The sequence below is a fragment of the Microbacterium sp. zg-YB36 genome (genome assembly GCF_024623575.2).
GTDB lineage: Bacteria > Actinomycetota > Actinomycetes > Actinomycetales > Microbacteriaceae > Microbacterium.
Genome location: NZ_JANJFD020000001.1, coordinates 19,442 through 45,780 on the forward strand (window position 1 = coordinate 19,442; position 26,339 = coordinate 45,780).

General features: G+C 69.7%; 24 protein-coding genes. 16 read left to right on the forward strand and 8 right to left on the reverse strand.

From position 1 onward, the window contains the following. Positions 1-43: 43 nt before the first annotated feature. Both lpdA and NQ151_RS00100 read right to left on the reverse strand, forming a co-directional pair. Positions 44-1,444 (reverse strand): dihydrolipoyl dehydrogenase, encoded by a 1,401-nt coding sequence (gene lpdA, locus NQ151_RS00095; RefSeq protein WP_257510060.1) that lies wholly within the window; start codon positions 1,442-1,444, stop codon positions 44-46. A 10-nt stretch (positions 1,445-1,454) separates the two neighbouring features. After that, complete coding sequence (locus tag NQ151_RS00100) at positions 1,455-2,099, reverse strand: copper resistance CopC family protein (RefSeq protein ID WP_257510122.1); 645 nt, start codon at positions 2,097-2,099, stop codon at positions 1,455-1,457. Between the two features lie 105 nt (positions 2,100-2,204). Here NQ151_RS00100 and NQ151_RS00105 point away from each other — a divergent pair, with 105 nt between their 5' ends. Then, on the forward strand, positions 2,205-2,600 hold the full coding sequence (locus NQ151_RS00105; RefSeq protein WP_257526647.1) for a four-helix bundle copper-binding protein: 396 nt from the start codon (positions 2,205-2,207) through the stop codon (positions 2,598-2,600). A gap of 11 nt (positions 2,601-2,611) precedes the next feature. Here NQ151_RS00105 and NQ151_RS00110 read toward each other — a convergent pair whose 3' ends face one another. Beyond that, positions 2,612-2,977: a hypothetical protein gene (locus tag NQ151_RS00110; protein ID WP_257526648.1), complete on the reverse strand. Its 366-nt coding sequence runs from the start codon at positions 2,975-2,977 to the stop codon at positions 2,612-2,614. Positions 2,978-3,145: 168 nt separating this feature from the next. Here NQ151_RS00110 and NQ151_RS00115 point away from each other — a divergent pair, with 168 nt between their 5' ends. The 3 genes from NQ151_RS00115 (at position 3,146) to NQ151_RS00125 (ending at position 4,962) form a co-directional block, all read left to right on the forward strand. Then, complete coding sequence (locus NQ151_RS00115; RefSeq protein ID WP_257510057.1) at positions 3,146-3,640, forward strand: FHA domain-containing protein; 495 nt, start codon at positions 3,146-3,148, stop codon at positions 3,638-3,640. After that, entirely contained in the window at positions 3,640-4,323 is a 684-nt protein-coding gene (gene ftsR, locus NQ151_RS00120) for a transcriptional regulator FtsR (protein ID WP_257510056.1), read from the forward strand. The genes NQ151_RS00115 and ftsR overlap by 1 nt, the downstream gene beginning before the upstream one ends. A gap of 93 nt (positions 4,324-4,416) precedes the next feature. Continuing rightward, positions 4,417-4,962: a MerR family transcriptional regulator gene (locus NQ151_RS00125; RefSeq protein WP_257526649.1), complete on the forward strand. Its 546-nt coding sequence runs from the start codon at positions 4,417-4,419 to the stop codon at positions 4,960-4,962. A 222-nt stretch (positions 4,963-5,184) separates the two neighbouring features. On the opposite strand, the gene NQ151_RS00130 is transcribed toward NQ151_RS00125, so the two are convergent. Continuing rightward, positions 5,185-5,994 carry a ParA family protein gene (locus tag NQ151_RS00130; RefSeq protein ID WP_257510054.1) on the reverse strand — a complete coding sequence of 270 codons (810 nt, stop codon included), beginning with the start codon at positions 5,992-5,994 and terminating at the stop codon, positions 5,185-5,187. Between the two features lie 94 nt (positions 5,995-6,088). Between NQ151_RS00130 and NQ151_RS00135 the strand changes: the two genes are divergently transcribed. The 3 genes from NQ151_RS00135 to def are packed head-to-tail and all read left to right on the forward strand — an operon-like array spanning position 6,089 to position 11,612. Further along, complete coding sequence (locus NQ151_RS00135; RefSeq protein WP_257510053.1) at positions 6,089-9,496, forward strand: pyruvate carboxylase; 3,408 nt, start codon at positions 6,089-6,091, stop codon at positions 9,494-9,496. A 50-nt stretch (positions 9,497-9,546) separates the two neighbouring features. Continuing rightward, on the forward strand, positions 9,547-11,121 hold the full coding sequence (locus NQ151_RS00140; protein WP_353477552.1) for a MinD/ParA family ATP-binding protein: 1,575 nt from the start codon (positions 9,547-9,549) through the stop codon (positions 11,119-11,121). Then, positions 11,121-11,612: a peptide deformylase gene (gene def, locus NQ151_RS00145; RefSeq protein ID WP_257526650.1), complete on the forward strand. Its 492-nt coding sequence runs from the start codon at positions 11,121-11,123 to the stop codon at positions 11,610-11,612. Before NQ151_RS00140 ends, def begins: the two co-directional genes overlap by 1 nt. A 135-nt stretch (positions 11,613-11,747) precedes the next feature. Here def and NQ151_RS00150 read toward each other — a convergent pair whose 3' ends face one another. Further along, complete coding sequence (locus tag NQ151_RS00150) at positions 11,748-13,574, reverse strand: AMP-dependent synthetase/ligase (RefSeq protein WP_257526651.1); 1,827 nt, start codon at positions 13,572-13,574, stop codon at positions 11,748-11,750. A gap of 148 nt (positions 13,575-13,722) precedes the next feature. Here NQ151_RS00150 and NQ151_RS00155 point away from each other — a divergent pair, with 148 nt between their 5' ends. From NQ151_RS00155 to NQ151_RS00165, 3 genes are read left to right on the forward strand one after another with little or no spacing between them, the layout of a single operon-like run. Continuing rightward, entirely contained in the window at positions 13,723-14,658 is a 936-nt protein-coding gene (locus NQ151_RS00155) for an ROK family glucokinase (protein ID WP_257510050.1), read from the forward strand. A 2-nt stretch (positions 14,659-14,660) separates the two neighbouring features. Further along, positions 14,661-15,344 (forward strand): lysophospholipid acyltransferase family protein, encoded by a 684-nt coding sequence (locus NQ151_RS00160; RefSeq protein ID WP_257510049.1) that lies wholly within the window; start codon positions 14,661-14,663, stop codon positions 15,342-15,344. Between the two features lie 59 nt (positions 15,345-15,403). Continuing rightward, the gene (locus tag NQ151_RS00165) at positions 15,404-16,741 is read left to right on the forward strand and encodes a class II 3-deoxy-7-phosphoheptulonate synthase (RefSeq protein WP_257510048.1); all 1,338 of its coding nucleotides are present in this window, start codon (positions 15,404-15,406) and stop codon (positions 16,739-16,741) included. A 245-nt stretch (positions 16,742-16,986) separates the two neighbouring features. On the opposite strand, the gene pknB is transcribed toward NQ151_RS00165, so the two are convergent. Both pknB and NQ151_RS00175 read right to left on the reverse strand, forming a co-directional pair. Next, a complete protein-coding gene (gene pknB / locus NQ151_RS00170; RefSeq protein WP_257526652.1) occupies positions 16,987-18,927 on the reverse strand; it encodes a Stk1 family PASTA domain-containing Ser/Thr kinase in 1,941 nt (646 codons plus the stop codon). A gap of 69 nt (positions 18,928-18,996) precedes the next feature. Beyond that, positions 18,997-20,205, reverse strand: a complete 1,209-nt coding sequence (locus NQ151_RS00175; RefSeq protein WP_257526653.1) for a lytic transglycosylase — start codon at positions 20,203-20,205, stop codon at positions 18,997-18,999. Between the two features lie 141 nt (positions 20,206-20,346). Between NQ151_RS00175 and NQ151_RS00180 the strand changes: the two genes are divergently transcribed. Continuing rightward, complete coding sequence (locus NQ151_RS00180; RefSeq protein WP_257510045.1) at positions 20,347-20,700, forward strand: Rv2175c family DNA-binding protein; 354 nt, start codon at positions 20,347-20,349, stop codon at positions 20,698-20,700. Here the strand turns inward: NQ151_RS00180 and NQ151_RS00185 are convergent, their stop codons facing one another. Next, the gene (locus NQ151_RS00185; RefSeq protein WP_257526654.1) at positions 20,701-21,801 is read right to left on the reverse strand and encodes a polyprenyl synthetase family protein; all 1,101 of its coding nucleotides are present in this window, start codon (positions 21,799-21,801) and stop codon (positions 20,701-20,703) included. A gap of 68 nt (positions 21,802-21,869) precedes the next feature. Here NQ151_RS00185 and NQ151_RS00190 point away from each other — a divergent pair, with 68 nt between their 5' ends. From NQ151_RS00190 to NQ151_RS00210, 5 genes are all read left to right on the forward strand, one after another. Further along, positions 21,870-22,241, forward strand: coding sequence for an SCO2097 family morphological protein (locus NQ151_RS00190; protein WP_257510043.1), 372 nt, complete (start codon positions 21,870-21,872; stop codon positions 22,239-22,241). A 169-nt stretch (positions 22,242-22,410) separates the two neighbouring features. Then, positions 22,411-22,842 carry a division/cell wall cluster transcriptional repressor MraZ gene (gene mraZ / locus NQ151_RS00195; RefSeq protein WP_257526655.1) on the forward strand — a complete coding sequence of 144 codons (432 nt, stop codon included), beginning with the start codon at positions 22,411-22,413 and terminating at the stop codon, positions 22,840-22,842. A 97-nt stretch (positions 22,843-22,939) separates the two neighbouring features. Further along, positions 22,940-23,893: a 16S rRNA (cytosine(1402)-N(4))-methyltransferase RsmH gene (rsmH, locus tag NQ151_RS00200; protein WP_257510041.1), complete on the forward strand. Its 954-nt coding sequence runs from the start codon at positions 22,940-22,942 to the stop codon at positions 23,891-23,893. Continuing rightward, a complete protein-coding gene (gene ftsL / locus NQ151_RS00205; protein WP_257510040.1) occupies positions 23,890-24,516 on the forward strand; it encodes a cell division protein FtsL in 627 nt (208 codons plus the stop codon). The genes rsmH and ftsL overlap by 4 nt, the downstream gene beginning before the upstream one ends. A gap of 5 nt (positions 24,517-24,521) precedes the next feature. Next, positions 24,522-26,300: a peptidoglycan D,D-transpeptidase FtsI family protein gene (locus tag NQ151_RS00210; RefSeq protein ID WP_257510039.1), complete on the forward strand. Its 1,779-nt coding sequence runs from the start codon at positions 24,522-24,524 to the stop codon at positions 26,298-26,300. Positions 26,301-26,339 lie beyond the last annotated feature (39 nt).

The window sequence follows — 26,339 nt, forward strand, 5'->3', positions numbered from 1 at the left end:
CCGCCCCGATCGTGGGGGCGGCGTCAGTGCGTTAACGCTGAGGTCAGAGGTTGATCATGTGACCGGCGAGGCCGTGGAAGGCCTCCTGCAGGCCCTCGGACAGCGTCGGGTGGGTGTGCACGTTGCGTGCCGCCTCGAGCGCGGTGAGGTCCCACTTCTGCGCGAGGGTGAGCTCGGGCAGCAGTTCCGAGACATCGGGGCCGATGAGGTGGCCGCCGAGCAGCTCGAGGTGCTCGCCGTCGGCGATGAGCTTGACGAAGCCGACCGGCTCGCCCAGGCCGTTGGCCTTGCCGTTGGCGCTGAACGGGAACTTCGCGACCTTCACGTCGTAGCCGGCGTCGCGCGCCTGCTGCTCGGTGAGTCCGAACGAGGCCACCTGCGGCGAGCAGAACGTCGCGCGCGGCATCATGCGGTAGTCGCCGAGGGTCATCGTCTCGGCCTTGCCGATCGTCTCGGCGGCGACCACGGCCTGCGCCTCGGCCACGTGGGCCAGCTGCAGCTTCGCGGTCACGTCGCCGATGGCGTAGATGCCCTCGACGTTCGTGCGCATGTAGTCGTCGATGTCGATCGCACCGCGGTCGGTGAGCTTGACGCCGGTGTTCTCCAGGCCGAAGCCCTCGATGTTCGGGGCGAACCCGATCGACATGAGCACCCGGTCGGCCTCGATCGAACCCTGCGCGCCGTCGGCGTTCGCGCTGTACGCGACCGTCACCTTCGAGCCGTCGTCGGTGACCGACTCCACCTTCGTGGAGGTGAGGATCTCGATGCCGTACTTCTTGTACTGCTTCTGGATCTCCTTGGACACCTCGACGTCCTCGTTGGGCAGTGCCCGGTCGAGGAACTCGATGATGGTGACCTTCACGCCGTAGTTGCTCAGGACGAAGGCGAACTCCATGCCGATCGCGCCGGCGCCGACGATGACGATGGAGCCGGGCAGGTCGCGGTCGAGGATCTGCTCTTCGTACGTCACGACGTTCTGGCTCAGCTGCACGCCGGGAAGCAGGCGCACCTTGGAGCCGGTGGCGATGATCGCGTTGTCGAAGGTGACGCGCTCGGTGGAGCCGTCGGACTTCGCCACGTCGATGGTGTGGGCGTCGGCGAACGTGCCGCGGCCCTGGTACTCGGTGACTTTGTTCTTCTTCATCAAGAAGTGGATGCCCTTGACGTGGGTGTCGGCAACCTTGCGGCTGCGGTCCCACGCGGTGCCGAAGTCGAAGTGCACGTCACCGGAGATGCCGAACAGATCGGCCTTGTGCAGGAACGTGTGCGCGAGGTCGGCGTTCTTCAGGAGAGCCTTCGAGGGGATGCAGCCCACGTTGAGGCAGACACCGCCCCAGTACTTCTCTTCGATGATGGCAACGGACAGGCCGAGCTGGGCGCTGCGAACCGCTGCGACATACCCGCCGGGGCCCGCGCCGAGGATGACGACGTCGTAATGAGGCATGAATCCAAGCCTAGTCCTCGTCGGGGCGCCGGTCCCCGCTGTCGGCGGCGGCCTCGCGGGTGCGCTGCAGGTCGCGCCGGCGGCGGGCGCGGGAGATCAGCAGGTACGCGACCACCGCGATCACCGCGGCCAGCACGACACCGGCGATCGTCCACAGCAGGGCGGGGGGAGTGCTGCCGGTCTCCGGCGTTGCCGTCGAGGTCTCCGCGGCCGTGCCGTCGCAGTCGGCCGGTGCGGGGGTGGCCGCGGCGTCGCCGGCGCCGACGGTGAACGTGAACTGGTCCTCGGTGGGGTGGCCGTCGCTGGAAGTGATCTTCCACGTCACCGTGATCACACCGGTCGCCGTTCCCTGCAGAGCCTGGGTCACATCGGTGCCGTCGACGACGGGATCGCCGGCGGTGAGGTCTGTGCAGGCGGCATCCGTCACCGCCATGAGGGTGGCCCCGGGCTCGTCGATCGGGAAGTTGCTGAAGGTGAGTGTGACCTGTTCGGGCAGTGCATCCACCGTGGCGCCGATCGCGGGATCGCTGGCGATGAGCCCGTCGTGGGCGGACGCCGCACCGGCGGAGCCGAGCACGGCCATCAGGGCCAGTCCGGCGGCGGCGGCGATGAGGGCGGCACGACGCGTGAGCGATGCGTAAATTCCTGGTGACATCACCCGCCCGAGCCTACCTGGGGGGTACCGCGCGACCAGCGGCCGTCCTACCATGACGGCAGGCGGGTCACCTGCCCGCTCGACTCGGATGAAGAGAGGTGCGGGATGGACGCCAGAATGATGGATGCCATGTCCCCGGACATGATGTCGATGCCCGGCATGGAAACGATGGACATGTCGCTGATGCAGGCGTGTCTGGATGCGTGCGCGGCTTGTGAGCAGGCTTGCACGGTCTGCTCGATGCAGATGATGGACTGTGCGCCGTTCTCGATGAACTGCGCCGACATGTGCAACACGATGATGCGCTCGATGCTGCGCATGCAGGGGATGACCCCCGCGGCGATGATGGCGATGCTGGATGCCTGTATCGCGATGTGCCTGGCAACCGAGGACATGTGCCTGCCTCACGCCGAGACGAGCGAAGTCTGCAAGATGTGCGCACAGTCGTGCCGTGCGTGCGCCGACGCCTGCCAGGCCATGAAGGAGTCGATGGCCGTCTGAGTCGAGCGGGGTTACGCCGCGTCTGTGTCGAGTGCGGCGATGTTGAACCAGCGCGTGCCGACGGCGAGCACGTGGTAGCGCCGGTGCACCGCGACCGGGGTGCCGGCGGGAGCGACGTGGGCCGCGCCCGCACCGCTCCACACCTGCAGTGACTCGCCGTCGGTGACGGTGTGCACGGTCAGCGTGCCGGCTGCGGCATCCGCGTCCGTCACGATCGCGTCGGCCCACTCCAGGGGCGTGGCCGAGGCCAGCCGGGCCTGGATGAGGTGCACCGCATGGCCCGGCGCGAACACCGAGCAGGACTGACCGTGGACGCACATGCAGACGGCCTGGTCGCGCACCTCGAGGGGCTGACTGCGGCTGCTGTGGATCGACACGGGGGAGTCCTTTCGCGGTTGGTCAGGCTACGGTACGTCTCAGCGCCCGTTCACTGCACCCGACGTGACACATGACGAAACACGGGCGGCACCCGGTGGGAGCGAAGTCGCCAATCCGCAGTCGCGTGGGGCGGCGCATCCACTAGGCTGAACAGGAGAGGAGGCAGCGTGGACGAGAACAGCCGGCGAGAGCACGGAAGCATCCATCGCGACGCGGGGGATGCGCATACGCCTGCGGGCGGATCCGACACGACGCAGACTTTCGGGCACGATTCCGACCTCTCCTTCATCCCCTTCGGCAGTGACCTGACCGAGGCGGAGCTTGAGGCCATCGCCTCGCTCCCGTCGCGGTCCGCACTGCTCATGGTGCGTTCGGGCCCCACCGCCGGTGCGCGGTACCTGCTCGACAACGATGTCGCCACGATCGGCCGGCATCCTGAAGCCGACATCTTCTTCGACGACGTCACCGTCTCGCGTCGTCACGCCGAGGTCACTCGCACCGGTCTGGTGTTCGAGATCGTCGACCAGCGCTCGCTGAACGGGACGTACGTGAACGGCGAGCGGGTCGACCGCGCCGTGCTCACTGATGGTGCCGAAGTGCGGATCGGAAAGTTCCGACTCAACTACTTCGTCTCGCCGATTGACCGCGCGGCAGGGGATTGATGGCGCAGGTCGCACCCCGCGGGCGTTCCACGCCGGCGGGCTATCTCAGCATCGGTCAGGTCCTTGCGCGACTGGCCCCCGAATTCCCCTCACTGACCAGCAGCAAGCTGCGCTTCCTTGAGGTGCAGGGCATCGTCACGCCCACCCGCACCGAGTCGGGGTACCGCAAGTTCTCTGGCGGCGACCTCGAACGGCTGCGCCTGGCACTGTCGCTCCAGCGCGACCACTACATGCCGCTGCAGCGCATCCGCGAGGTGCTCGACGAGCGCGACGCCGGCCACGACATCGGTGCGCTCATGCCGCCGTCGATCACGTCGACGCCGCGCCGGTACCGTCGCGACGAGCTCATCCTCGCCGCCGGTGCCGAGTCGAGCCTGCTCGGGGACGCGATCACGGCGGGCCTGCTCGCCGGCGCGGACTCGTACGACGAGCGGGCGCTGACCCTGCTGCGCGCGCTCGCGGGACTTGCCGAACACGGCATCCAGCCCCGTCACCTGCGTTCGCTGCGCCAGAGCGCCGAACGTGATGTCGCGCTCGTGGAGACCGCCCTGGCCCCGATGCTGCGACGAACGGATGCCACCGCGCGCGCCCGCGCCGGCGAGCTGGCACCCGAACTCGTGCGACGACTGGACGAGTTGCGCACCGCATTCGTGCTGACGGCGCTCGAGAGAATCACCCCGTAGCGCGACACGCCGCCGCCCATACGCGGATGTCATTGCCGCTGCCCGATTGCTCATCTAGCGTTGACGTACTGCCCGAACAGTGAGGAGGTGAGCATGACCGCTGGCGACTTGGCCGACGGCCAGCCCTTCTCAGCTGACCTCCTGTTCACCGATGGCCTGCCCCAGATGGACGATGAAGTCGGTTACCGTGGCGCCCAGGCGGCGCGCGCAGCAGGCATCACGTACCGTCAGCTGGACTATTGGGCGCGCACCGAGCTGGTCGAGCCGACCGTGCGCGGCGCCTCCGGATCCGGTTCGCAGCGCCTCTACGGCTTCCGCGACATCCTCGTGCTCAAGCTCGTCAAGCGGCTGTTGGACACCGGCATCTCGCTGCAGCAGATCCGCACCGCGGTCGACCAGTTGCGGGCCGCGGGCATCCGCGATCTCGCCGGGACGACGCTCATGAGCGACGGTGCCTCGGTGTACCTGTGTACGTCGAACGACGAGGTCATCGATCTGGTCAGCCGCGGACAGGGCGTCTTCGGCATCGCCGTGGGCAAGGTGCTTCGCGAGGTGGAGTCGACGCTCGTGGACTTCGACGGGCAGCCGCCGGACCCGGTGGACGAGCTCGCCGCGCGCCGCTCCCAGCGCACCGCCTGACCCGCGAGTGAGCATTCCTGCTCGCGAGTGAGTATTCGTGCTCTCGAGTGAGCATTCGTGCCCTCGAGTGAGCATTCGTGCCCTCGAGTGAGTACTCGCGACGGTGGACGGATGCCGGGTCGGACCGTCCAGCGGTGCAGCGAATACTCGCTCGACGCGAGCAATACTCACTCGGCAGCGTGAATACTCACTCGGCAGCGTGAATACTCACTCGGCAGTGGGTCAGGCGCGGGCTTCGGCGGGGTCGGGGATCCGGCCGGTGCGCATCACGCGGTCGAGCAGCGCGTCGAAGTCGGCGGCGAGCTCCTGCGCGGAATCGCCCGGCCAGATGTGCAGCGGCTTCGCGGCACCCTGCGCCTGCTGCAGCGACGTGCGCTCCGGCAGCTGCGGCGACAGCACGAGCGGGCCGAACATGTCGCGCAGCTCCTTGATGCGGAACTGGTGCTCGATCGACTGCGGGCGCACCCGGTTGACGACGATGCCCAGTGGCTGCAGGCGCGGGGACAACCCGCGGCGGATCTCCTCGATCGCACGCAACGCGCGGTCGGCGGCGGCGACGGAGAACAGTCCGGGCTCGGTCACGACGATCACACGGTCCGATGCCGCCCACGCGGTGCGCGTGAGGGCATTCAGCGACGGCGCGCAGTCGATCAGCACGAGGTCGTAGTCGGGCTCGATCGTCGCGAGTGCCTCTTCGAGCTTCCAGACGTCGCGCACACTCGGGTGCGGGCCGTCGAAGTTGATCGCCGAGGGGCTACCGATCATCACGTCGATTGTGCCGGGGTGCACCTTCGCCCAGCCGCTGGAGGTGATCGCCTGACGGACGACCTTCTCCTTCGGGTTGGCCAGCACATCGGCGACGTTCAGCCGGCCGGCCACCTGGATGTCCATCCCCGTCGACACGTCGGACTGCGGGTCGAGATCGACGACGAGGGTACGAACACCGCGAGCGAACGCAGCGGATGCGAGCCCCAGTGTGACCGTCGTCTTGCCGACCCCGCCCTTGAGTGAGCTGACGGAGAGTACGTGCACAGAGGTCTACGTTACCGTCCCCTAGGCTGGGAGCACACTCAGGCACTTCGGGCGTACGACGACGCACGCTCCGGTCATCCCACGTGAGGTGAGCATGTTCCGCAAAATCCTGGTCGCGAACCGCGGCGAGATCGCTATTCGAGCCTTCCGCGCCGCCTTCGAACTCGGCGCCCGAACGGTCGCGGTCTTCCCCTACGAGGACCGGTATTCGCTTCATCGGCTGAAGGCCGATGAGGCCTACCGCATCGGCGAAGAGGGCCACCCGGTGCGCGCCTACCTCGATGTCGACGAGATCATCCGCGTGGCCACCGAGAGCGGGGCGGATGCCATTTACCCCGGCTACGGCTTCCTCTCGGAGAACCCGGAGCTTGCGGCAAGGGCGGCGGCGGCCGGCATCGCGTTCATCGGCCCTCCCGCGAAGGTGCTGGAGATGGCCGGCAACAAGGTCACCGCCAAGCACCACGCGATCGCCGCCGGCGTGCCGGTGCTGCGCTCGACCGAGGCATCCGATGACATCGACGCGCTCGTCGCGCAGGCCGAGGACATCGGCTTCCCGCTCTTCGCCAAGGCGGTCGCCGGCGGCGGCGGCCGCGGGATGCGCCGCGTCGACCGGGCCGAAGAGCTCGCGCCGTCACTGGCCGAGGCGATGCGCGAGGCGGGGAGTGCGTTCGGAGACTCGCGCATGTTCCTCGAGCAGGCGGTCCTGCGGCCTCGGCACGTCGAAGTGCAGATCCTCGCCGACACCGCCGGCCACACCGTGCACCTGTTCGAGCGTGACTGCTCGGTGCAGCGCCGCCACCAGAAGGTCATCGAGATCGCCCCTGCGCCGAACCTCGACGACGACACCCGCGATGCGCTGCACCGCTACGCGGTCGCGTTCGCCGAGTCCATCGGCTACCAGAACGCCGGCACCGTGGAGTTCCTCCTCGAAACCGCCGGCCCCCGCACCGGCGAAGTGGTGTTCATCGAGATGAACCCGCGCATCCAGGTGGAGCACACCGTGACCGAGGAGGTCACCGACGTCGACCTCGTGCAGTCGCAGATGCGCATCGCCGCGGGGGAGACCCTGGAGGAGCTCGGGCTTCGCCAGGAGGACATCCACCTGCGCGGCGCCGCACTGCAGTGCCGCATCACCACCGAGGACCCGTCGCAGGGCTTCCGGCCCGACACGGGCAAGATCACCACCTACCGCTCGCCCGGTGGTGCCGGCATCCGCCTCGACGGCGGCACGACCGCCGCCGGCTCGCAGATCAGCCCGCACTTCGACTCGATGCTCGCCAAGCTCACCTGCCGTGGCCGCGACTTCCAGGCCGCCGTGGTGCGCTCCCGCCGCGCACTGGCCGAGTTCCGCATCCGCGGCGTATCCACCAACATCCCGTTCCTGCAGAGCGTGCTGGAGGACCCGGCGTTCGTCGCGGGTGACCTGTCCACCGCGTTCATCGACGAGCGGCCGCACCTGGCCAACGGGCGCGAGTCGAAGGACCGCGGCTCGAAGATCCTCGGCTGGCTCGCCGACACCACCGTCAACCGGCCCAACGGCTCCAACCCGCTGACGGTCGACCCGGCATCCAAGCTCCCCACCGTCGATCTCACCGCCCCCGCTCCCGCCGGCTCGCGGCAGCGCCTGCAGGAGCTCGGCCCGGCCGGTTTCGCCAAGTCCCTCCGCGAACAGACGGCCCTCGCCGTCACCGAGACGACCTTCCGCGACGCCCACCAGTCGCTGCTGGCCACCCGCGTGCGCACGAAGGACCTCGTCACCGTGGCCCCCTACGTCGCGCGGCTCACCCCGCAGCTGCTGTCGGTCGAGGCCTGGGGCGGCGCCACCTACGACGTCGCGCTGCGCTTCCTCGGTGAGGACCCGTGGGAACGCCTCGATGCGCTGCGCACTTCACTGCCGAACGTGGCGATCCAGATGCTGCTGCGCGGCCGCAACACCGTGGGCTACACGCCGTACCCGACGCAGGTGACCGATGCCTTCGTCCGCGAGGCCGCCGCATCCGGCGTCGACATCTTCCGCATCTTCGACGCGCTCAACGACGTGTCCCAGATGCGCCCCGCCATCGACGCGGTGCTGGCCAGCGGCACCGCCGTGGCCGAAGTGGCCGTCTGCTACACCGGCGACCTGCTCAACCCGGCCGAGGACCTCTACACGCTCGACTACTACCTGCGCCTGGCTGAGCAGATCGTGGATGCCGGGGCGCACGTGCTGGCCATCAAGGACATGGCCGGGTTGCTCCGCCCCGCCGCCGCCGGCCGTCTGGTCTCGGCGTTGCGCGACCGGTTCGACCTGCCGGTGCACGTGCACACGCACGACACCGCCGGCGGACAGCTCGCGACGTTGCTGGCTGCCAGCGCCGCCGGGGCGGATGCCGTGGATGCCGCGGCCGCCCCCATGTCCGGCACGACCAGCCAGCCGTCGCTGTCCGCCCTGGTCGCGGCGCTCGCGAACACCGACCGCGACACCGGGCTCGACCTTGACGCCGTCTCCGACCTCGAGCCCTACTGGGAGGCGGTGCGCGCCCTGTACCGTCCGTTCGAGTCGGGTCTGCCCGGCCCCACCGGCCGCGTCTACCGGCACGAGATCCCGGGCGGACAGCTGTCGAACCTGCGCCAGCAGGCGATCGCGCTGGGGCTGGCGGACGACTTCGAGCTGATCGAGGACATGTACGCCGCAGCGGATGCCATCCTCGGCCGCGTGCCCAAGGTGACGCCGTCGTCGAAGGTGGTCGGCGACCTCGCACTGCACCTGGCGGCGGTCAAGGCCGACCCGGCCGACTTCGCCGAGAACCCGCACAAATACGACGTGCCCGACTCGGTGGTCGGCTTCATGGCAGGCGAGCTGGGGGATCTCCCCGGCGGCTGGCCGGAGCCGTTCCGCACCAAGGTGCTGGCCGGCCGCGAAGTGCGGGAGGGAATGACCGAACTCTCCGACGAGGATGCCGCGGCGCTCGACGGCGACTCCACCACCCGCCGGGGCACGTTGAACGAGCTGCTGTTCCCCGCTCCCACCCGGGCGTTCCAGGAGGTGCGCGACACCTACGGCGACCTCAGCGTGCTGGACACCGTCGACTACCTCTACGGGCTCGCCTCGGGTACCGAGCACGTCGTGGAGATCGAGCGGGGCGTGCAGCTGTACGTGGGGCTCGAGGCGATCGGCGAGGCCGACGACAAGGGCATGCGCACCGTCATGACCACACTCAACGGTCAGCTGCGGCCGGTGTTCGTGCGCGACCGCGCGATCGATGTCGCCCACCGTCAGGCTGAGAAGGCAGACACGTCCAAGCCCGGTCAGGTGGCGGCTCCCTTCTCCGGAGTCGCGACGATCAAGGTCGAGGTGGGCGACACCGTCGCAGCCGGTCAGCCGGTCGCCTCGATCGAGGCGATGAAGATGGAAGCGGCGATCACCTCACCCGTCGACGGCGTCGTGGAGCGACTGGCGGTCACCGGGACGCAGCAGGTGGAGGCAGGGGACCTTTTGGCCGTCGTGCGCCCCTCCGAGTAACCTGGAGGGATGGGTGCCCAGGCACCCATCCCGAACTTGGAGTGAGAGCTGTGACGCCCGAGCGCAACGAACCGACGCACGACGAGCCCGAGAACGGCATGCTCGCCGACGGCGGAAGCCTCGACACGACCGGGATCGGCATCCTCGGGGGTGCCACCGCTCAGGTCGACGTGACGCTGCCGATGGCTTCCGACGAAGATGACGACGCGCACGATGAGGCCGTCGATGACGGCTTCCCCGCGGAGGGCTTCGTGCCGGTCGGGTTCGGCGCCGCCACCACAGACGGCGTCGAGGTCGTCGCGGCCGAGGACGTGACCGTTGATGACGAGCCCGCCGACGCCCACCACGCCGGCGAGGAGCTGGCCGACGACGAGGAGCTCGCCGAGGAAGTCGGCGACCCGGCGGCGGACCACGAGCCGGTGGCGGATGCCGCGGCGAGCGTGCCCGCCTCGCACGCCGGGCCGACACCCGCGCTGACTCGGGACGCCCCTGCGGCCGCCCCGGAGCAGCCCGCATCCGCACCTGCGCCCGCGCCGACCCCCGCGACCGACGTCGCGCTCGCGGGCACGAGCCGCACGGCATCCGTCGCCGCAGACCTGCACCCCCGCGCCGCCGGGCGGGTGCGCGCACGCACCGGCGAACTGGCCCCGCGCCGGCTCGGCGAGTTCGAGTCGGGCCGGGAATCGGCCGATCTGCTCACCGCGGACCGCCTGCTCGACCCGCACCACGTCATCAAGCCCGAGCCCGAGGGTGCGTGGCGGCACTTCCTGTATTCGATCTCCGGACATCGCATCAATCTCGGCGACGGCCGCCGCGCCCGTGCTCGCAAGGCGCTCGATCGGCGCATCGCGGCGCGGCTGCACGGTGGCGCGAAGTTCGTCCCGGTGCTCTCGCGCAAGGGCGGGGTCGGCAAGACCACCATCACGACGCTGCTGGGCATGGCGCTGGCCGACGCGCGCGATGACCGCATCATCGCCGTGGACGCCAACCCCGACCGCGGCACCCTCGCCGAGCGCATCGGGAACCCCAGCGGCAAGACGGTGCGGGACCTCGTGCGCCGCCGCGGCGAGATCTCCGGCTACCACGACCTGTCGGCCATCGTCGCGCGCGACGAGACGCGGCTGGACGTGCTGGCCTCCGACGCCGACCCCCACGTGTCGCAGGAATTCAGTGACGAGGACTACCACGAGGTCGCGCAGTTCGCGGGGCACTACTACTCGGTCGTGCTCACCGACACCGGCACCGGCATCGTCCACTCCGTGATGGGGGCGACCCTGGATCTCGCCGACGAGTTGATCGTGGTCACCGGGCTGAGCGTGGACGAGGCCCGGCTGGCATCCGAAACCCTCACCTGGCTGGAATCCAACGGCTACGCCGACAAGGCGCGCGGTGCCGTGGTGGTGCTCAACGCGAGCCGCCCCGGCGCACCGCTGGTGCGCGCCGACGAGCTCGAGGCGCACTTCAAGACGCGCGTGCGTGCCGTCGTGCGCATGCCGTACGACCCGCTCATCGCCGCCGGCAGCGCGATCTCGTTCCGCGAGCTGCAGCCTGCGACGCGCCAGGCGGCGCGGGAACTGGCCGCCATCGTCGTCGAGGGTCTGCGCGACGGGGCACCGGCCGCCTGATGAGCGTCCGCGACATCCGCCTGTTCGGCGACCCCGTGCTGCGGTCGGCGTGCGCGCCGATCGACGACATCGACGACGGCGTGCGCGCGCTGGTGCGTGATCTGCTCGAGACGGTCGCGCTGCCCGGCCGCGCCGGCGTGGCGGCGAACCAGATCGGCGTGGGCCTGCGCGCCTTCAGCTACAACATCGACGGCGACATCGGGTACATCCTCAATCCGACGCTGGTGGAGGTCTCCGGAGACCCGGTGCCGATGGGGGAGGGATGCCTGTCGGTTCCCGGCCTCTGGCATGACGCCATCCGGCATCCGCACGCGAAGGTCGTCGGCATCGACCTGGACGGCAACGAGCTGGTACTCGAGGGCGACGGGCTGCTCGCCCAGGCGCTGCAGCACGAGACCGATCACCTCGACGGCAAGCTCTTCCTTGACCGGCTCACCCCCGAGGACCGCCGAACCGCGATGCGCGAGGTCCGCGAGTCCGCGTGGTTCTGACCCCAAATCGCTGAGACCGTAGCTGGTGGCCGAGACCGTGGTCGTTTCCCCCTGTCTCGGCCACCAGCTGCGGTTTCACCGTGCGGATGCACGAAGGCCCGGAGCATCAGCTCCGGGCCTTCGTGGCGTCGCGGGTCAGCCCAGCGGGACGTTCGTCGTGGCGACGGGGACGCTGTAGAGCTCGTCGACGTCGGCGGCGAAGTCCTGCATGATCACGTTGCGCTTGATCGACAGCTTCGGGGTGAGGTGGCCGCTGGCTTCGGTCCACTCCGAGGTGAGGATCGTGAACTTGCGGATCGACTCCGCGCGCGAGACCTGCGAATTCGCGACGTCGACGGCCTTCTGCACCTCGGCGCGCACCTTCGGGTCCTTCGCGGCATCCGTCAGCGACAGGTCGGCAGGCAGATTGTTGTTCGCCAGCCACGTGGGCAGCATCTCCGCGTCCAGCGTGACCAGCGCGGCGATGAACGGCTTCTGATCACCCACGACGACCACCTGCCCGATGATCGGGTTCGCGCGGATGGGGTCCTCCAGCGCCGCCGGTGCGACGTTCTTGCCGCCGGCGGTGACGAGGATCTCCTTCTTGCGGCCGGTGATCGTGAGGAAGCCGTCGTCGTCGAACGAGCCGATGTCGCCGGTCTTGAACCAGCCGTCGTCGAACGCTTCCGCGGTCGCCTCGGGGTTGCGCCAGTACTCCTTGAAGACGTTGATGCCGCGCACGGCGATCTCGCCGTCTTCGCCGAGACGGACGCCGACTCCCGGCAGCACCGGGCCCACCGTGCCGATCTTCGACTTGTTCGCCAGGTTCACCGTCGCCGGAGCAGTCGTCTCGGTGAGGCCGTAGCCTTCGAGGATCGTCACACCCAGGCTGTGGAAGAAGTGGCCCAGTCGGTGCCCCAGCGGAGCGGAGCCCGAGACGGCGTAGACCACGCGGCCGCCCATGGCGGTGCGCAGCTTGCCGTAGACGAGCTTGTCGAAAACGCGGAACTTGACCTTCAGGCCCAGCGGCACCTTCTTGCCGTCCTGCAGCAGCGACGAGTGCTCCACCGCTGCCTTGGCGGCGGCGCGGAAGATCTTGCCCTTGCCGCCGGCTTCGGCCTTCTGCTCGGCGGAGTTGTAGACCTTCTCGAACACACGGGGCACGGCCAGCAGGAACGTGGGCTTGAAGCTGCCCAGCGCGCTGAGCAGCTGCCGCGTGTCGGGCTCGTGGCCGGTCTTCACACCGGCGTGCACGTTGAGGATCGAGATGAACCGCGCGAACACGTGCGCGGTGGTGATGAACAGCAGCGTCGAGGCCCCCGGGGAGGAGACGACCTCCTGCAGCGCCTTGGCGGAGTTGCGGGTGAGCTCGACGAAGTTGCTGTGCGTGAGCACGCACCCCTTCGGGCGTCCGGTCGAGCCGGACGTGTAGATGAGGGTGGCGATGTCGGCGCCGTTGGCGAGGTTCCGGCGGCGCTGGATCTCCTCGTCGGGCACCGGCACGCCCTCGGTGCGCAGGGTGTCCAGGTCGCCGGCCGCGATCGACCAGGTGCTGCGCACCAGCGGCAGCTGGCCCTGCACCTCGGCGAGGCGCGCGACATGCTCCTCGGACTCGACGATGCACGCGATCGCGCCGGAGTCGGTGAGGTTCCACTGGATCTGCGCGGGGGAGCTGGTCTCGTAGATCGGCACCATGACAGCGCCGGTATAGAACAGCGCGAAGTCGACGAGCGTCCACGCGTACGTGGTGCGTGCGAGGAAGCCCACCTTGTCGCCCGGCTCGATGCCCGCGGAGACGAAGCCCTTCGCCAGGCGGATGACCTCGCGCTCGAACTCGATGGCGGTGATGTCGCGCCAGCCGCCGTTGTCGGGCACCGCGAACAGGGCGAGATCGGGGGTGGCCTTGACTCGCTCGGCGAGCAGATCGCTGATGTTGGCCTGCGGATCGGCGGGGACGATCGCGGGTACTTCGAATTGAACCACGGCAACTCCTTTGTGTACCGGTCGGGAAATCGGGTTATTGCGTCGAAACCGAGTGTAATGGCACGGCGCCGGTGCCCCGGTGGTCTGGTGCCCGTCGCACTAGACTTTCAGGCGGCCCTGCGCGTCGCAGCGGCGGGAGGGATGCCGCGTGCTCAAGGTCGGGATCGACATCGGTGGAACGAAGATCGCCGGGGGCGTCGTCGATGACGACGGCACGGTGATCGAGCAGCTGCGGGTGGACACCCCCCTGGACACCGAGGCACTTGCCGATGCCGTCTCCGACATGGCGCACCACTTCGCGCAGACCCACGATGTGGTCGCGGTCGGCGTCGCCGCCGCCGGGTTCATCGACAAGTCGCGCTCGGTGGTCATCCACGCTCCCAACATCGCCTGGCGCAACGAACCGCTGCGCGCGAACCTGGAGCGACGCATCGGCCGGCCGGTGACGATCGAGAACGACGCCAACGCCGCCGGCTGGGGCGAGTACCGCTTCGGCGCGGGCCGGGGCGTCGGCGACATGGTCATGCTGACCCTCGGCACCGGCGTGGGTGGTGCGATCATCACGGCGGGCGAACTGGCCCACGGCGGCCACGGCATCGCCGGCGAGCTCGGGCACACCCGCTTCATGCGCGACGGGCGGCTGTGCGGCTGCGGCCAGAGCGGATGCCTCGAGCAGTATGCATCCGGTCGGGCGCTGCAGCGCGAAGCCGGCGACATCGCCGACCGCGGTGGCATCGGCGCGGCGCTGGCGCAGGTCCGTGCCGAGAAGGGCGCGATCCCCGGTCCGGCGATCTCCCGCCTGATCCTCGCCGGTGACCCCGGTGCGATCGAGGCCCTCCGTCGTGTCGCGACCGCGCTGGGTGAGTCGTGCGGCGGCTTCCAGGCGGTGCTCGATCCGGAGGTGTTCGTCATCGGCGGGGGAGTGGCGCAACTGGGCGAGACGCTGCTCGAGCCGGTGCGCATCGCGTACGAGACGTCACTGCCCGGGTACGGCGACCGGCCCGTCGCCGACTTCGTCATCGCCCAACTCGGCAACGATGCCGGCATGATCGGCGTCGCCGACCTCGCGGGGCGGAGCGTGTAGGGGTGTTCTACTGGCTGATGAAGTACATCGTGGTCGGTCCGTTCGTCAAGGCGATCTTCCGGCCGTGGATCGTCGGGCGGGCGAACATCCCCGCCGAGGGGGCGGCGATCCTCGCCAGCAACCATCTCTCGGTGAGCGACTCGGTGTTCCTGCCGCTCATGATCGACCGGCGCATGTCCTTCCTCGCCAAGAGTGACTACTTCACCGGCAAGGGCATCAAGGGGTGGGCGACCCGGATGTTCATGAAGGGCACCGGCCAGATCCCCATCGACCGCACCGGAGGCAAGGCGTCCGAGGCATCCCTCAACACCGGACTGCAGGTGCTCGGCCGCGGCGACCTGCTGGGCGTCTACCCGGAGGGCACCCGCAGCCCCGATGGCAAGCTCTACCGGGGTCGCACGGGGCTTGCCCGCATGGCGCTGGAGGCGCACGTCCCGGTCGTGCCCGTCGTGATGGTCGACACCGACACGGTCATGCCCATCGGGCGCAGCATCCCGCGCGTGGGGCGAGTGGGGATGGTGATCGGCGAGCCGCTGGATTTCTCCCGCTTCCGCGGGATGGAAAGCGATCGCTACGTGCTGCGGTCGGTGACCGACGAGATCATGGTCGCCCTGCAGCGGCTGGGCGAGCAGCGATACGACGATGTCTACGCCTCGACAGTGAAGGACCGCGCCGCCTCGTCCTGACCGCGCGTCGGGCCGTCACGCGGCGCGGGCGCCCTCGCCGCGCTCGGTAGACTGGCGGGATGCTCCAGCAGACCGACCCCCTCGACACGTGGCGTGGGTTGCCCATCAAGCAGCAACCCCTATGGAACGATCCGGATGCCGTCGCCGCCGTCTCCAGCGAGATCGCGACGCTGCCCCCGCTCGTCTTCGCCGGTGAGGTCGACATCCTGCGGGAGCGGCTCGCCCGCGCCGCATCCGGCCAGGCCTTCCTGCTGCAGGGAGGCGACTGCGCCGAGACGTTTGCCGGTGCCACCGCGGAGCAGATCCGCAACCGCATCAAGACCGTGCTGCAGATGGCGGTCGTGCTCACGTACGGCGCGTCGATGCCGGTCGTGAAGATGGGCCGCATGGCGGGCCAGTTCGCCAAGCCGCGCTCCAGCGACACCGAGACGCGCGGCGACGTGACGCTGCCGGCGTACCGCGGCGACATCGTCAACGGCTACGACTTCACCGCCGGATCCCGCCAGCCCGACCCGCAGCGACTGCTGAAGGGTTACCACACCGCGGCATCCACCCTCAATCTCATCCGCGCGTTCACCCAGGGTGGCTTCGCCGACCTGCGTGAGGTGCACAGCTGGAACAAGGGGTTCGCCGCGACCCCCGCCAACCAGCGGTACGAGCGCATGGCGGGCGAGATCGACCGGGCCATCCGCTTCATGGAGGCCGCGGGCGCCGACTTCGACGAGCTGCGCCGCGTGGAGTTCTACACCGGCCACGAGGGCCTGCTGATGGACTACGAGCGGCCGATGACGCGCATCGACTCGCGCACCGGCACGCCGTACAACACCTCCGCGCACTTCGTGTGGATCGGGGAGCGAACGCGCGATCTGGACGGTGCGCACGTCGAGTACTTCTCGAAGATCCGCAACCCCATCGGGGTCAAGCTCGGACCGACGACCTCGACCGACACCGCGCTGAAACTCATCGACAAGCTCGACCCCGAGCGGGAGCCGGGACGCCTCACGTTCATCACGCGCATGGGTGCGGGCAAGATCCGCGACGCGCTGCCGCCGCTGCTTCAGGCCGTGAAGGACTCCGGCGCGACCCCGCTGTGGGTGACCGACCCGATGCACGGCAACGGCATCACGACCCCGACCGGGTACAAGACGCGTCGCTTCGACGACGTCGTGGACGAGGTGCGCGGGTTCTTCGACGCCCACCGCGCGGTGGGGACGTTCCCCGGCGGCATCCACGTCGAACTCACCGGCGACGACGTGACCGAGTGCCTGGGCGGGTCGGAGAAGATCGACGAGGCCACCCTCGCCACCCGCTACGAGTCGCTGTGCGACCCGCGCCTGAACCACATGCAGAGCCTCGAGCTGGCCTTCCTCGTCGCCGAGGAGCTCGCGAAGCTCTGAGCCGCTTCTGCCGCCCCCGCTCGCCTGTCGCCTATTGGTGACAGGGGAGCGGGGTGGGGGTTTGCCCGGGTGAGGGGATCTGCCCGGGCGCGGTGCGTGTGCGGCATCCGGCCCTCGATTCGGCAGATCTCCTCACTCCGGCAACGGGGGATGCCACGCCGCCCCGCCACGCGCCGCGGCGACTCACCCCAGGGCTCGCCTGTCGCATATCGGCGGCGGCGCCATTCGTGACAGGCGAGCGGCGGTCAGCCGGTGAGGTTCATCGTGAGGTCCACGCGCGTCCCGCGCGGGTACCACTCGCCGGCCCCGGGCGACATGTCGGTGACCTCGGTCAGCCCGTCCGGCACGGCGTTCCAGAACGCCTGGTAGCTGGGCTCGAACCCGGCATCGCGCAGCGCGCCGGCCGCGGCCTCGCGGGTCATTCCGGTGACGTCGGGGATCTCGAACAGCTCCGGGCCGTCCGAGACCACGAGGGTCACGGTGTCGCCGGGTCGCAGCGGACCATCGGTGCCGGCGATGCCGATGACCCGGCCCTTGTCGATGTCACTGCTCCACTCGCCGATGGTGTCGGATGCCACGAGCAGCCCGACCTCGTCGAGCGTACGCGTGGCCGACTCCACCGTGGTGTCGCTCACGTCCGGCACGGCGCCCGCCGACACCAGCAGGCTCGCGCTGTCATCGGCGTGCACCGTGCAGCCCGAAGTGCAGTCGATGGGATCCCCGCCGGCGCGTGGCGTGACGGATGCCGCGATGACCACGTCCCGCTCGACGTCGTCGCGGAATTCGCGCGCTGCTTCCTCCGGCACATTGACGATGTTCTGCTCGAGGTACTCGCGCGCCTGCGCCTCGGACATGCCGGCCAGCGCGTTGAGCGACACCTCGGCGGGGCCGAGGGAGACGAAGACAGTCACCGTCTCGTCCTGGTCGAGGCGGGAGCCCTCGGGGGGATCCGTGCGGATCACCTCTCCGGCGGGCACCTCGAGGTTGTTCTCGCCCTGCTCCACGGCCTGCAGGGTCAGCTCCGCCAGTTGCGCCTCGGCCTCGGCGAAGGAGAGCCCCGCCACGCCTGGTACGGCCACCTGCGACCCGGGACCTGACCCGAACCACCAACCCACGCCGGCGGCGAGTCCTGCCAGCAGCAGGACGGCGGCGATGATCCAGGCGCCCTTGGTGGCGTTGCGCTTGGTGCGGCGGCGCAGCCGCGTGGTGTTGTCGACCTCGGGGGTGACCGTGGGCGCCGTGAAGGCACCCGGCAGCACCTTCGTCACCTCGCCGGAGTCCATGCCGTCGTCCTCGGGCAGCACTCCCACCGGCGCGGTGCGCACGACCTGCGGGCTCACGCCCAGGTCGCGTTCGATCTCGCGCAGCCGGTCGAGCATCACCCGGGCGTCGTCGGGACGCTCGTCGGGATTGCGTTCGGTGGCCCACAGGACGAGTTCGTCCAGCGGCTCGGGCACTCCGGGGTTCTTGGCGCTGGGGCGCGGCACCGAGTCGGTGGCGTGCTGGTAGGCGATCTGCATCGGCTGCTCGCCCTTGTAGGGCTGCTCGCCGGTGAGCATCTCGTAGAGCATGATGCCGAGCGCATAGATGTCGCTGCGGGCGTCGGCGCTGCCGCGGGTGACCAGCTCCGGCGCGAGGTAGGCGATCGTGCCCAGCAGCATCTGGCCGGTCGCGGTGTTTGCCGTCGTGGCGCGGGCAAGGCCGAAGTCGCCGATCTTGATGCGACCGTCCTCGGCCAGCAGCACGTTCTCGGGCTTCACGTCGCGGTGCACGATGTGGGCGCGGTGAGCGGCAGCCAGCCCCGACAGGACGGCATCCATGATCGTGATGGTCTGCGGCACCGTCAGGCGGCGCTGCTCGCGCAGGAGCTCCCGCAGCGTGATGCCCGGCAGGTACTCCATGACGAGGTACGCCATGTCGCCGTCCTGGCCCTGGTCGAACACGTTCACCACGTGCGGGTCGGCCAGGCGGGCGGCCGCGCGGGCCTCCTGGATGAACCGGCTCTGGAAGATCGAATCGTCGGAAAGATGCCCGTGCATCACCTTCAGGGCGATGCGCCGCTCGAGGCGGAGATCGGTCGCGACGTACACCGTGGCCATGCCGCCACGGGCGATGCGAGCGCGCACGCGGTACCGGCCGTCGACCAGACGGCCGATCAGCGGGTCCGTCTGCTGGCTCGTGCTCACGCTGAGAGTCTACGGACGGTGCCGGTGCTCACCGCGTAGCGGCTCACCCCCGGCCGCCTCCGTTTGTGCTCAGTCCAGCGCCGCCAGCCACGCGTACGCCTCGTCTTCCCACTCGCCGTAGCGTTCGGGATAGGCCGAGACCTGCACGGCTTGAGCGGCGTCGCTGAAGCCGAGCGACTCCCACCCGGCGATATCGCGCAGGCCGCGGCTCGCGTCGCCGTTGGGGTCGCCCGCGCCGCCGAAGAACACGCGGGTCGCGCGGTCGAGGTCTCGGACCTGCTCCGCAGTGCCCCAGCCCTGGCTGGGCCGCTGCTGGAACACGCCCAGCGAATCGCGGTCGCCCCAATCCAGGTTGCGCAGCCACGATTCGACCATGCCGGTGGCCAGCGCGATCGCGATGCCGCGGTCCGAGATACCCAGTTCCCGGCCGATGCGGATGATGGTGCGGGCGTTGTCGGCCTGCTCCGCGTCGAGCCCGGCGGTCGTGGCGGCGGGGATCGCGATGGACTGGCCGGGATAGATGATCGACGAGCGATCCATGCCGTTGGCGGCGAGGAGCGCATCCAAGGACACGCCGTGGGTCCCGGCGACGCCGGTCATCGTGTCGCCGGCGGCGATCTGGTAGGAACCGGCCGTGACGACCGGAGTCGGGGCGGGAGCTGCCGGGGCGACGGATGCCGCGAGCTCCATGCCCGCGCCGGGAAGGGCGATGCTCTGGCCCGGGTAGATGATCGACGACCGGTCCATCCCGTTGGCGGCCAGCAGCGCGTCGGTGGCCACGCCGTGACGCGACGCGATGGCGCTCATGGTGTCGCCCGCGGCGATCGTGTACGCCGCGGCGGGTGCCGGAGGCGCTGCAGCCGGGGGAGCGGCAGCGGGAGTGGCCGCGAGCTGGATCGTCTGGCCGGGCTGGATGACCGACGACCAGGAGAGGCCGTTCAGCGCGAGCACTTCGGCCACGCGCAGGCCGTGAGCGGCGGCGATCGCGCTGATCGTGTCACCGGGCTGCACGACGTGCGTCGTCGGCGGGGTGACGGATGCCGGCGCCACGTGCGTGGCGGCGCTCCTGCCCTGCTGTGCGGTGGGCTGCATGCCTGCCGCGCCGCGCTGCGGCTCGGCGGCGTGCGCTGCCGGCGCGGATGCCAGCAGCAGCGCCACCGAACCGGCCACGGCGGCCGGCCAGTTCTTTGCGAACGATGTCGCGGACCTCGGCCTGGAGGCGGGCGCGAGGGTGTGTGCGGCGGCTCGTGCCGTCGCGAATGCGTGGGGTGATCGCATGTCGGGTGCCTCCTTTCGACCTCGTCACGCTGTCACGGAAGTGGGACAGGCGTCAACGGAAGAGGCGTAAGTGGCTTGTGTGAATGATGAGATTCTCATAAACCGGTCGGGCCAGCCGCGCACGGATGCAATCATGGGAGGGTGACCGGCGACACCACCCCTTCGCGTACCGAGACCGCCTGGCTGACACTGCCCGAACTCGTCGAGGTTCTCGGCGAGCCGCTGGGCCGGGTGCGGCGCTTGATCGACGAGTACCACCTCGTCGCCTCCCGACGCACCGGCAAGCTGGCCGTTCCGGAGGTGTTCATCGTCGACGGGCACCCGCTGTCCTCGCTGCGCGGCACGGTCATCGTCCTGCACGACGCCGGCCTGAGCGACGACGAGGCTATCGACTGGCTGCTGGACTACGAGGACTCGATCGGCCTGGCGCCCATCGAAGCGCTGCGGCAGGGTCGCAAGAGCGAAGTTCGTCGCGTCGCGCTGACCGTCGACTGATCAGGACGAGCGGTTAGTCGCCGCGCGGGTCAGATCGCGCAGCTCGCCCACCGCGGCGTCGCCGAGGCGTGCCCCGCGCAGCGCGCGGTCGGCGTCGGCGGCATAGCCGGCGATGAGCTTCTCCACCCGTGCCAGCGCGCCGGATTCGACGATCGTGCGCTGCAGGGCGGCGACCTGGTCGTCGTCCAGGAGCGGATCGCCGACGAGTTCGTCGATGGTGTGCCGTGCACCGGCGGGCAGGGACTCCCGGGCGTACGCGATGAGCACGGTCCGCTTCCCCTCGCGCAGATCGTCGCCCGACGGCTTGCCGGTGACCGCGGCGTCGCCGAAGACGCCCAACACGTCGTCGCGCAGCTGGAAGGCCAGCCCCACCGGGTGCCCGAAGGCCGCGAGGGCGTCGCGCTGCTCCTGGTCGGCGCCGGCGAGAGCGGCCCCCATCAGCAGCGGCTGCTGCACGCTGTAGCGGGCGGATTTGAGGGATGCCACCCGCAGCGCTCTGGCGGCGTGCTCACTGTCGGGCGATTGCCGGAACGCCGCCTCTTCGGCGATGTCCAAGAACTGGCCGACCGTGACATCGCGCCGCATGACGGCGTAGTCGCGGCGGGCGGTCGCCGCGCGCGCGGTGTCGGCGACGCCGGCCAGGCCCCCTTCGAGCAGATCGTCGCTCCAGGCCACCAGCAGGTCGCCCAGCAGGATCGCCGCTGAGCGGCCGAACGTCGCGGCATCGCCGATCCAGCCGGCATCCTGATGCCCTGCCTCCAGCGCCCGATGGGCAGACGGCCGGCCGCGGCGGGTGTCGGAGTTGTCGATGAGGTCGTCGTGCACCAGGGCGGCGGCCTGGAAGATCTCCAGCGCGGCGGCGGCGGCGATGACCTCCGGCGGGACGGGGCCAGGGCGCCTGCCGCCGGCTTCGGCGACGGCTCGCCAGCCGGTCACGCAGAAGCGGGCGCGCAACCGCTTTCCGCCGCCGACGGCGCGCGCGCCGGCTTCGACGAAGGAGATCGCTTCGGGGCCCTCCGCTCGGGCGACGTCGCGCTGCTCTGCGAAGAATGCGATGAGTCGCTGTGAAACAGCCTCGATGGGATCCGGGATGGGCGACACGGGCCTAGCCTAGTTCTGACCGGGACGGTTAGAATCGTCCCCTATTGGGACCTCGACAAGGGGGATGCATGCCACTGTCCGAACAGGAGCAGCGCCTGCTCGATGAGATGGAACGCCATCTCATGCGAAACGACGCAGACGTGGTGAGCGCGCCCCGCGATGGGCGGACGCTCAGCTACCGCAACATCGTCTACGGCACGGTTCTCGTGCTCCTCGGCCTCGGCGGTCTCATCGCTGGGGTATCGACGGGCTTCGTCGCCATCGGCGTCATCGCGTTCATCGTGATGCTGGGCGGAGTGGTGCTCGCGGTCACACCGACCCGCGGAGCCGGTCGCGCACCTGCCAGCGGCAACCGCCCGCGCCCGACCGCTCCACCTTCCTCCACTTCCTTCATGGATCGCATGAACGATCGCTGGGATCGCCGCCAAGACGGCCGCTGACCGGCACGAAAGCAAGAGCACCGACCTCAGGGTCGGTGCTCTTTTTTCGTGCGCCCGGGGTGCGGTGGGGGGCGCAAGAGGGTATTTCGCCACGGAGTGTAGTGAAGTGGAGGGAAGTGGAGTAAAGTGGCGCTACCTTGGCGGGGCCGGATGAAGGGGGTGGACTGCGATGTTGTTGGGCACGCACACTCCCAAACTCGACGACAAGGGTCGGGTCATCCTTCCCGCGAAGTTCCGCGACGATCTCGGCGGCGGCGTCGTGATCACCCGCGGGCAGGAGCGCTGCCTGTATGTGTTCAGCACTGCCGAGTTCGAGCGGGTGTACGAGCGCATCCGCGAAGCGCCCCTGACAAACAAGCAGTCCCGCGACTTCCAGCGCATGTTCCTCTCGGGGGCCAGCGCCGAGAAGCCGGACGGCCAGAACCGCATCACGATCCCGCCACCACTGCGCACCTACGCCAACCTCGGGCGCGAGCTCATCCTCACCGGCGTCGGCGCTCACGCGGAGATCTGGGACGCGGACGCGTGGAACGCGTACGCAGAAGGAAACGAAGACAGCTACTCGGACATGGAGCAGGAGGTGATTCCGGGCCTCTTCTGAGCCTCGATCGTGACTCCCAGCCGCTTGCCCTGACGCACTTCCCCGGCGTCAGGTCGGAGCGGATGGGGATCAGGATCGAGGATCGGGCCCCCGCACTATGAACCTCCGCGACATTCATACCCCCGTCATGCTCGAGCGTTGCCTCGAGCTGCTCGGCCCTGCCCTCCAGCACGAGGGAGCCGTTTTCGTCGATGCGACCCTCGGCATGGGCGGTCACTCCGAGGCGCTGCTGGAGCGATTCCCGCAGGCACGCCTGATCGGCCTCGACCGCGACCGCGATGCGCTGCGCATCGCGGGGGAGCGGCTGGCCCGCTTCGGCGACCGCGTGAGCCTCGTCCACACCGTCTACGACGGCATCGCCGAGGCCGTGGCCTCCACCGGCGCCACCGCCGCCGACGCGATCCTGTTCGACCTCGGAGTGTCCTCGCTGCAGCTGGATGAAGCCGACCGCGGCTTCGCCTATGCGCGGGACGCGCCGCTGGACATGCGGATGGACCAGAGCAGCGGAACCACCGCAGCGGACATCCTCGCGACCTACGGCGAAGGCGACCTGCGCCGCATCTTCGAACGCTACGGCGAGGAGAAGCTGGCCGGCCGTTACGCCCGCGCGATCATCGCCGCGCGCGGCACCGCGCCGATCCAGCGGTCCGGACACCTCGTGGACATCCTCCAGGAGGCGACCCCCGCCGCGTTGAAGGCCGCCGGACACCCCGCCAAACGGGTGTTCCAGGCCCTGCGCGTCGAAGTCAACGCCGAGCTGGCCGCGCTGGAGCGGGCCGTACCGGCCGCGCTGCGCCTGCTGCCGGTCGGCGGGCGCATCGTCGTGCTGTCCTACCAATCCCTCGAGGACCGCCTGGTCAAGCGCGAACTGGCCGCGGCATCCGCCTCCACCGCTCCCGCCGGACTCCCGGTGGAGCTCGCCGAACATGCGCCGCGGTTCCGGCTGCTGGTGAGGGGCGCCGAACTCGCCTCCGCCGAGGAGCGCGCCCGCAACCCCCGAGCGACGCCCGTGCGCTTGCGCGCCGCCGAACGTCTGCGTGAGGACATATGAACGCCCTGCCCCTGAGCTCCGTGGCCACCGCCACCGCGCTCCCGTCCTACACGCCGCGGCCGACCCGTCGGCTCGAGGTCGTCGCCGCCCCGCAACCGCGGCGCCGTCCCCGCCGGCTCTACGGCATCATCGCCGTCGCCGGCGCCGTCGCCATCGGCGCCGTCCAGATGGGCCTGTCGATCCTCACGACCCAGGGGTCGTACGAAGTGGCGCAGCTGACCCGCGAGCAGCGCGACCTGACGTACCAGAAGCAGATCCTCACCGACGACGTCGCCGGGTTGAACTCGCCCCAGTTCCTGGCGGCGAACGCCTCCGCCCTGGGCATGGTCATCGCCGAGTCGCCGAGTTACCTGCGGCTCAGCGACGGCGCCGTGCTCGGCACGGGCGCCGCCTCCCTCGGTGGATCGACCATCGACGCCCTCGGCCGTGCGTCCGTCCCCAACGCCCTCATCGCCGAGGCCCCGCTGGTCACCGCACCGTCCACGACCATCGGGGGCGCCCCCGTCGAGGCGGAGGAATCCGCCGCCACCGCGCCGGACGCCACCGCACCGGTAGCCGCCGCGCCGGAATCCCCCACGCCTCCGCCCGTCACAGACGGCCTGCCCGTACCGCGCACCCACTGAGAGCCATGACGACACGAGCCACCCGCAGTCCCCGCCGACGTACCGTCGTCGCGCTCGCTGTCGTACTCGCCGTGCTGTCCGGATTCATCGTGCGGCTGGTGGACATCCAGGTTGTCAACGCCGACGAGCACATCGCCGACTCGCAGGCGCTCGCATTGGGTGCCACCGAAGACCTCTACGGCGCGCGGGGTGAGATCGTCGATGCGGACGGCGAGGCCCTGGCCACCAGCATCCTGATGTATGACGGCAAGCTCGACCCCGTCAATGTCGGGGCGGTCGAGCGCGAGGTCGACGGCGTCGAGGTGGAGGTGCCCTGGGATCAGGTGGCCGCCGAGATCGGCGCCATCACCGGGCAGAGCGCCGACGAGATCATCAAGATCGTCGATGACGCCCTCGCCCAGGATGCCGGCAGCCGGTTCGCCTACCTGAAGAAGGGGCTGACGACCGAGCAGTACCGCGCCCTGGCGGATCTGCGCGCCCCGTACCTGAGCTTCGACATGCACCCGCAGCGCACCTACCCCGACGGGGCGGTGGCCGGGAACCTGGTCGGCTTCGTCGGGTCCGACGGTGAGCCGCTGGCGGGGATCGAGCAGATCGAGAACGACTGCCTTGCTTCGGCCGACGGCGAGCTGGCCTACCAACGAGGCAAGGACGGCGTCGTCATCCCCGGCACCGCCGTGGAGACCCCCGCCGTCAACGGCGGCACCCTGCAGCTGACGATCGACCGCGACCTGCAGTGGTACATGCAGCAGCTCATCGCCGAAGAGGTGCAGAACAAGCAGGCCAAGAGCGGCACGATCTTCGTGCTCGAGGTCGCGACCGGCAAGATCCGCGCCGCCGCCGAGTACCCGACCGTCGACCCCAACAACGTCGCAGCGTCCGCAGCTGAGGACCGCGGCTCCCGGCTGTTCCTCAACTCGTACGAGCCCGGCTCGACGCTCAAGGCCATCACCGCCGCGAGCGTCATCGACGCCGGGGTGGCGACCCCGTTGACCACGGTCACCGCGGGCGACTACGAGACCTTCCCCAACGGCGCGCGGGTGGGTGACTTCGAGTCGCACCCCGTGCTCAACTACACCCTGACCGGGGCGCTCGTGGACTCCTCGAACGTCGCGCTGTCGAAGTTCGGCGAGATGCTGTCGGCACAGGCCCGGTACGACTACCTGCAGCGCTTCGGCGTGGGTCACGGCACGGCGATCGGCTGGCCGTCCGAGCCGAAGGGCGACCTCGCCCCGGCATCCGACTGGGACAACCAGCAGTTCTACGCCACGACGTTCGGGCAGGGGTACACGATGACCTCCCCGCAGGTCGCCAGCGCCTACCAGGCGCTCGCGAACGGCGGCCTGAAGATGCCGCTGTCGCTGGTGGAGTCCTGCACGCTCGCCGACGGCACGGTCGTCAAGCCCGACCTCCCCGAGCCCGAGCAGGTCGTGTCGAAGGAAGCGGCGGATGCCGTGACCCTCATGCTCGAAAACGTCGCCGTCCAGGCGCAGATGGCCGAGTTCATCGCCGTCGACGGCTACCGCATCGCTGCGAAGACCGGTACGGCCCAGGTCGCCGGCGAGAACGGGTACAAGGCGGGCGTGTACTTCACGTCGCTCATCGGCATCGTCCCGGCGGACGACCCCCAGTACATCGTTCTCACCACGCTCGACGAGCCGACTACCATTAAGTCGTCTGCCGCCAACCGCCAGGCCTTCCAGAAGGCAATGACGCAGGTGCTCAAGAACTACCGCGTCCTGCCGTCTGAATCGCAGACGCCACTTCTTCCCAAGACGCAGTGATCGCCGCCCCCGACGCGGGCGCGCGCGTGCTCGTGATCG

Bases quoted from the DNA above. Each gene is read 5' to 3' on its own strand.
- lpdA (WP_257510060.1), bottom strand. From the start codon at position 1,444: ATGCCTCATTACGACGTCGTCATCCTCGGCGCGGGCCCCGGCGGGTAT.
- NQ151_RS00165 (WP_257510048.1), top strand. From the start codon at position 15,404: ATGCTCCAGCAGACCGACCCCCTCGACACGTGGCGTGGGTTGCCCATC.
- NQ151_RS00190 (WP_257510043.1), top strand. From the start codon at position 21,870: ATGCCACTGTCCGAACAGGAGCAGCGCCTGCTCGATGAGATGGAACGC.
- rsmH (WP_257510041.1), top strand. From the start codon at position 22,940: ATGAACCTCCGCGACATTCATACCCCCGTCATGCTCGAGCGTTGCCTC.
- NQ151_RS00210 (WP_257510039.1), top strand. From the start codon at position 24,522: ATGACGACACGAGCCACCCGCAGTCCCCGCCGACGTACCGTCGTCGCG.
- NQ151_RS00100 (WP_257510122.1), bottom strand. From the start codon at position 2,099: ATGTCACCAGGAATTTACGCATCGCTCACGCGTCGTGCCGCCCTCATC.
- NQ151_RS00135 (WP_257510053.1), top strand. From the start codon at position 6,089: ATGTTCCGCAAAATCCTGGTCGCGAACCGCGGCGAGATCGCTATTCGA.
- mraZ (WP_257526655.1), top strand. From the start codon at position 22,411: ATGTTGTTGGGCACGCACACTCCCAAACTCGACGACAAGGGTCGGGTC.
- NQ151_RS00125 (WP_257526649.1), top strand. From the start codon at position 4,417: ATGACCGCTGGCGACTTGGCCGACGGCCAGCCCTTCTCAGCTGACCTC.
- NQ151_RS00105 (WP_257526647.1), top strand. From the start codon at position 2,205: ATGGACGCCAGAATGATGGATGCCATGTCCCCGGACATGATGTCGATG.
- NQ151_RS00175 (WP_257526653.1), bottom strand. From the start codon at position 20,205: ATGCGATCACCCCACGCATTCGCGACGGCACGAGCCGCCGCACACACC.
- ftsL (WP_257510040.1), top strand. From the start codon at position 23,890: ATGAACGCCCTGCCCCTGAGCTCCGTGGCCACCGCCACCGCGCTCCCG.
- def (WP_257526650.1), top strand. From the start codon at position 11,121: ATGAGCGTCCGCGACATCCGCCTGTTCGGCGACCCCGTGCTGCGGTCG.
- ftsR (WP_257510056.1), top strand. From the start codon at position 3,640: ATGGCGCAGGTCGCACCCCGCGGGCGTTCCACGCCGGCGGGCTATCTC.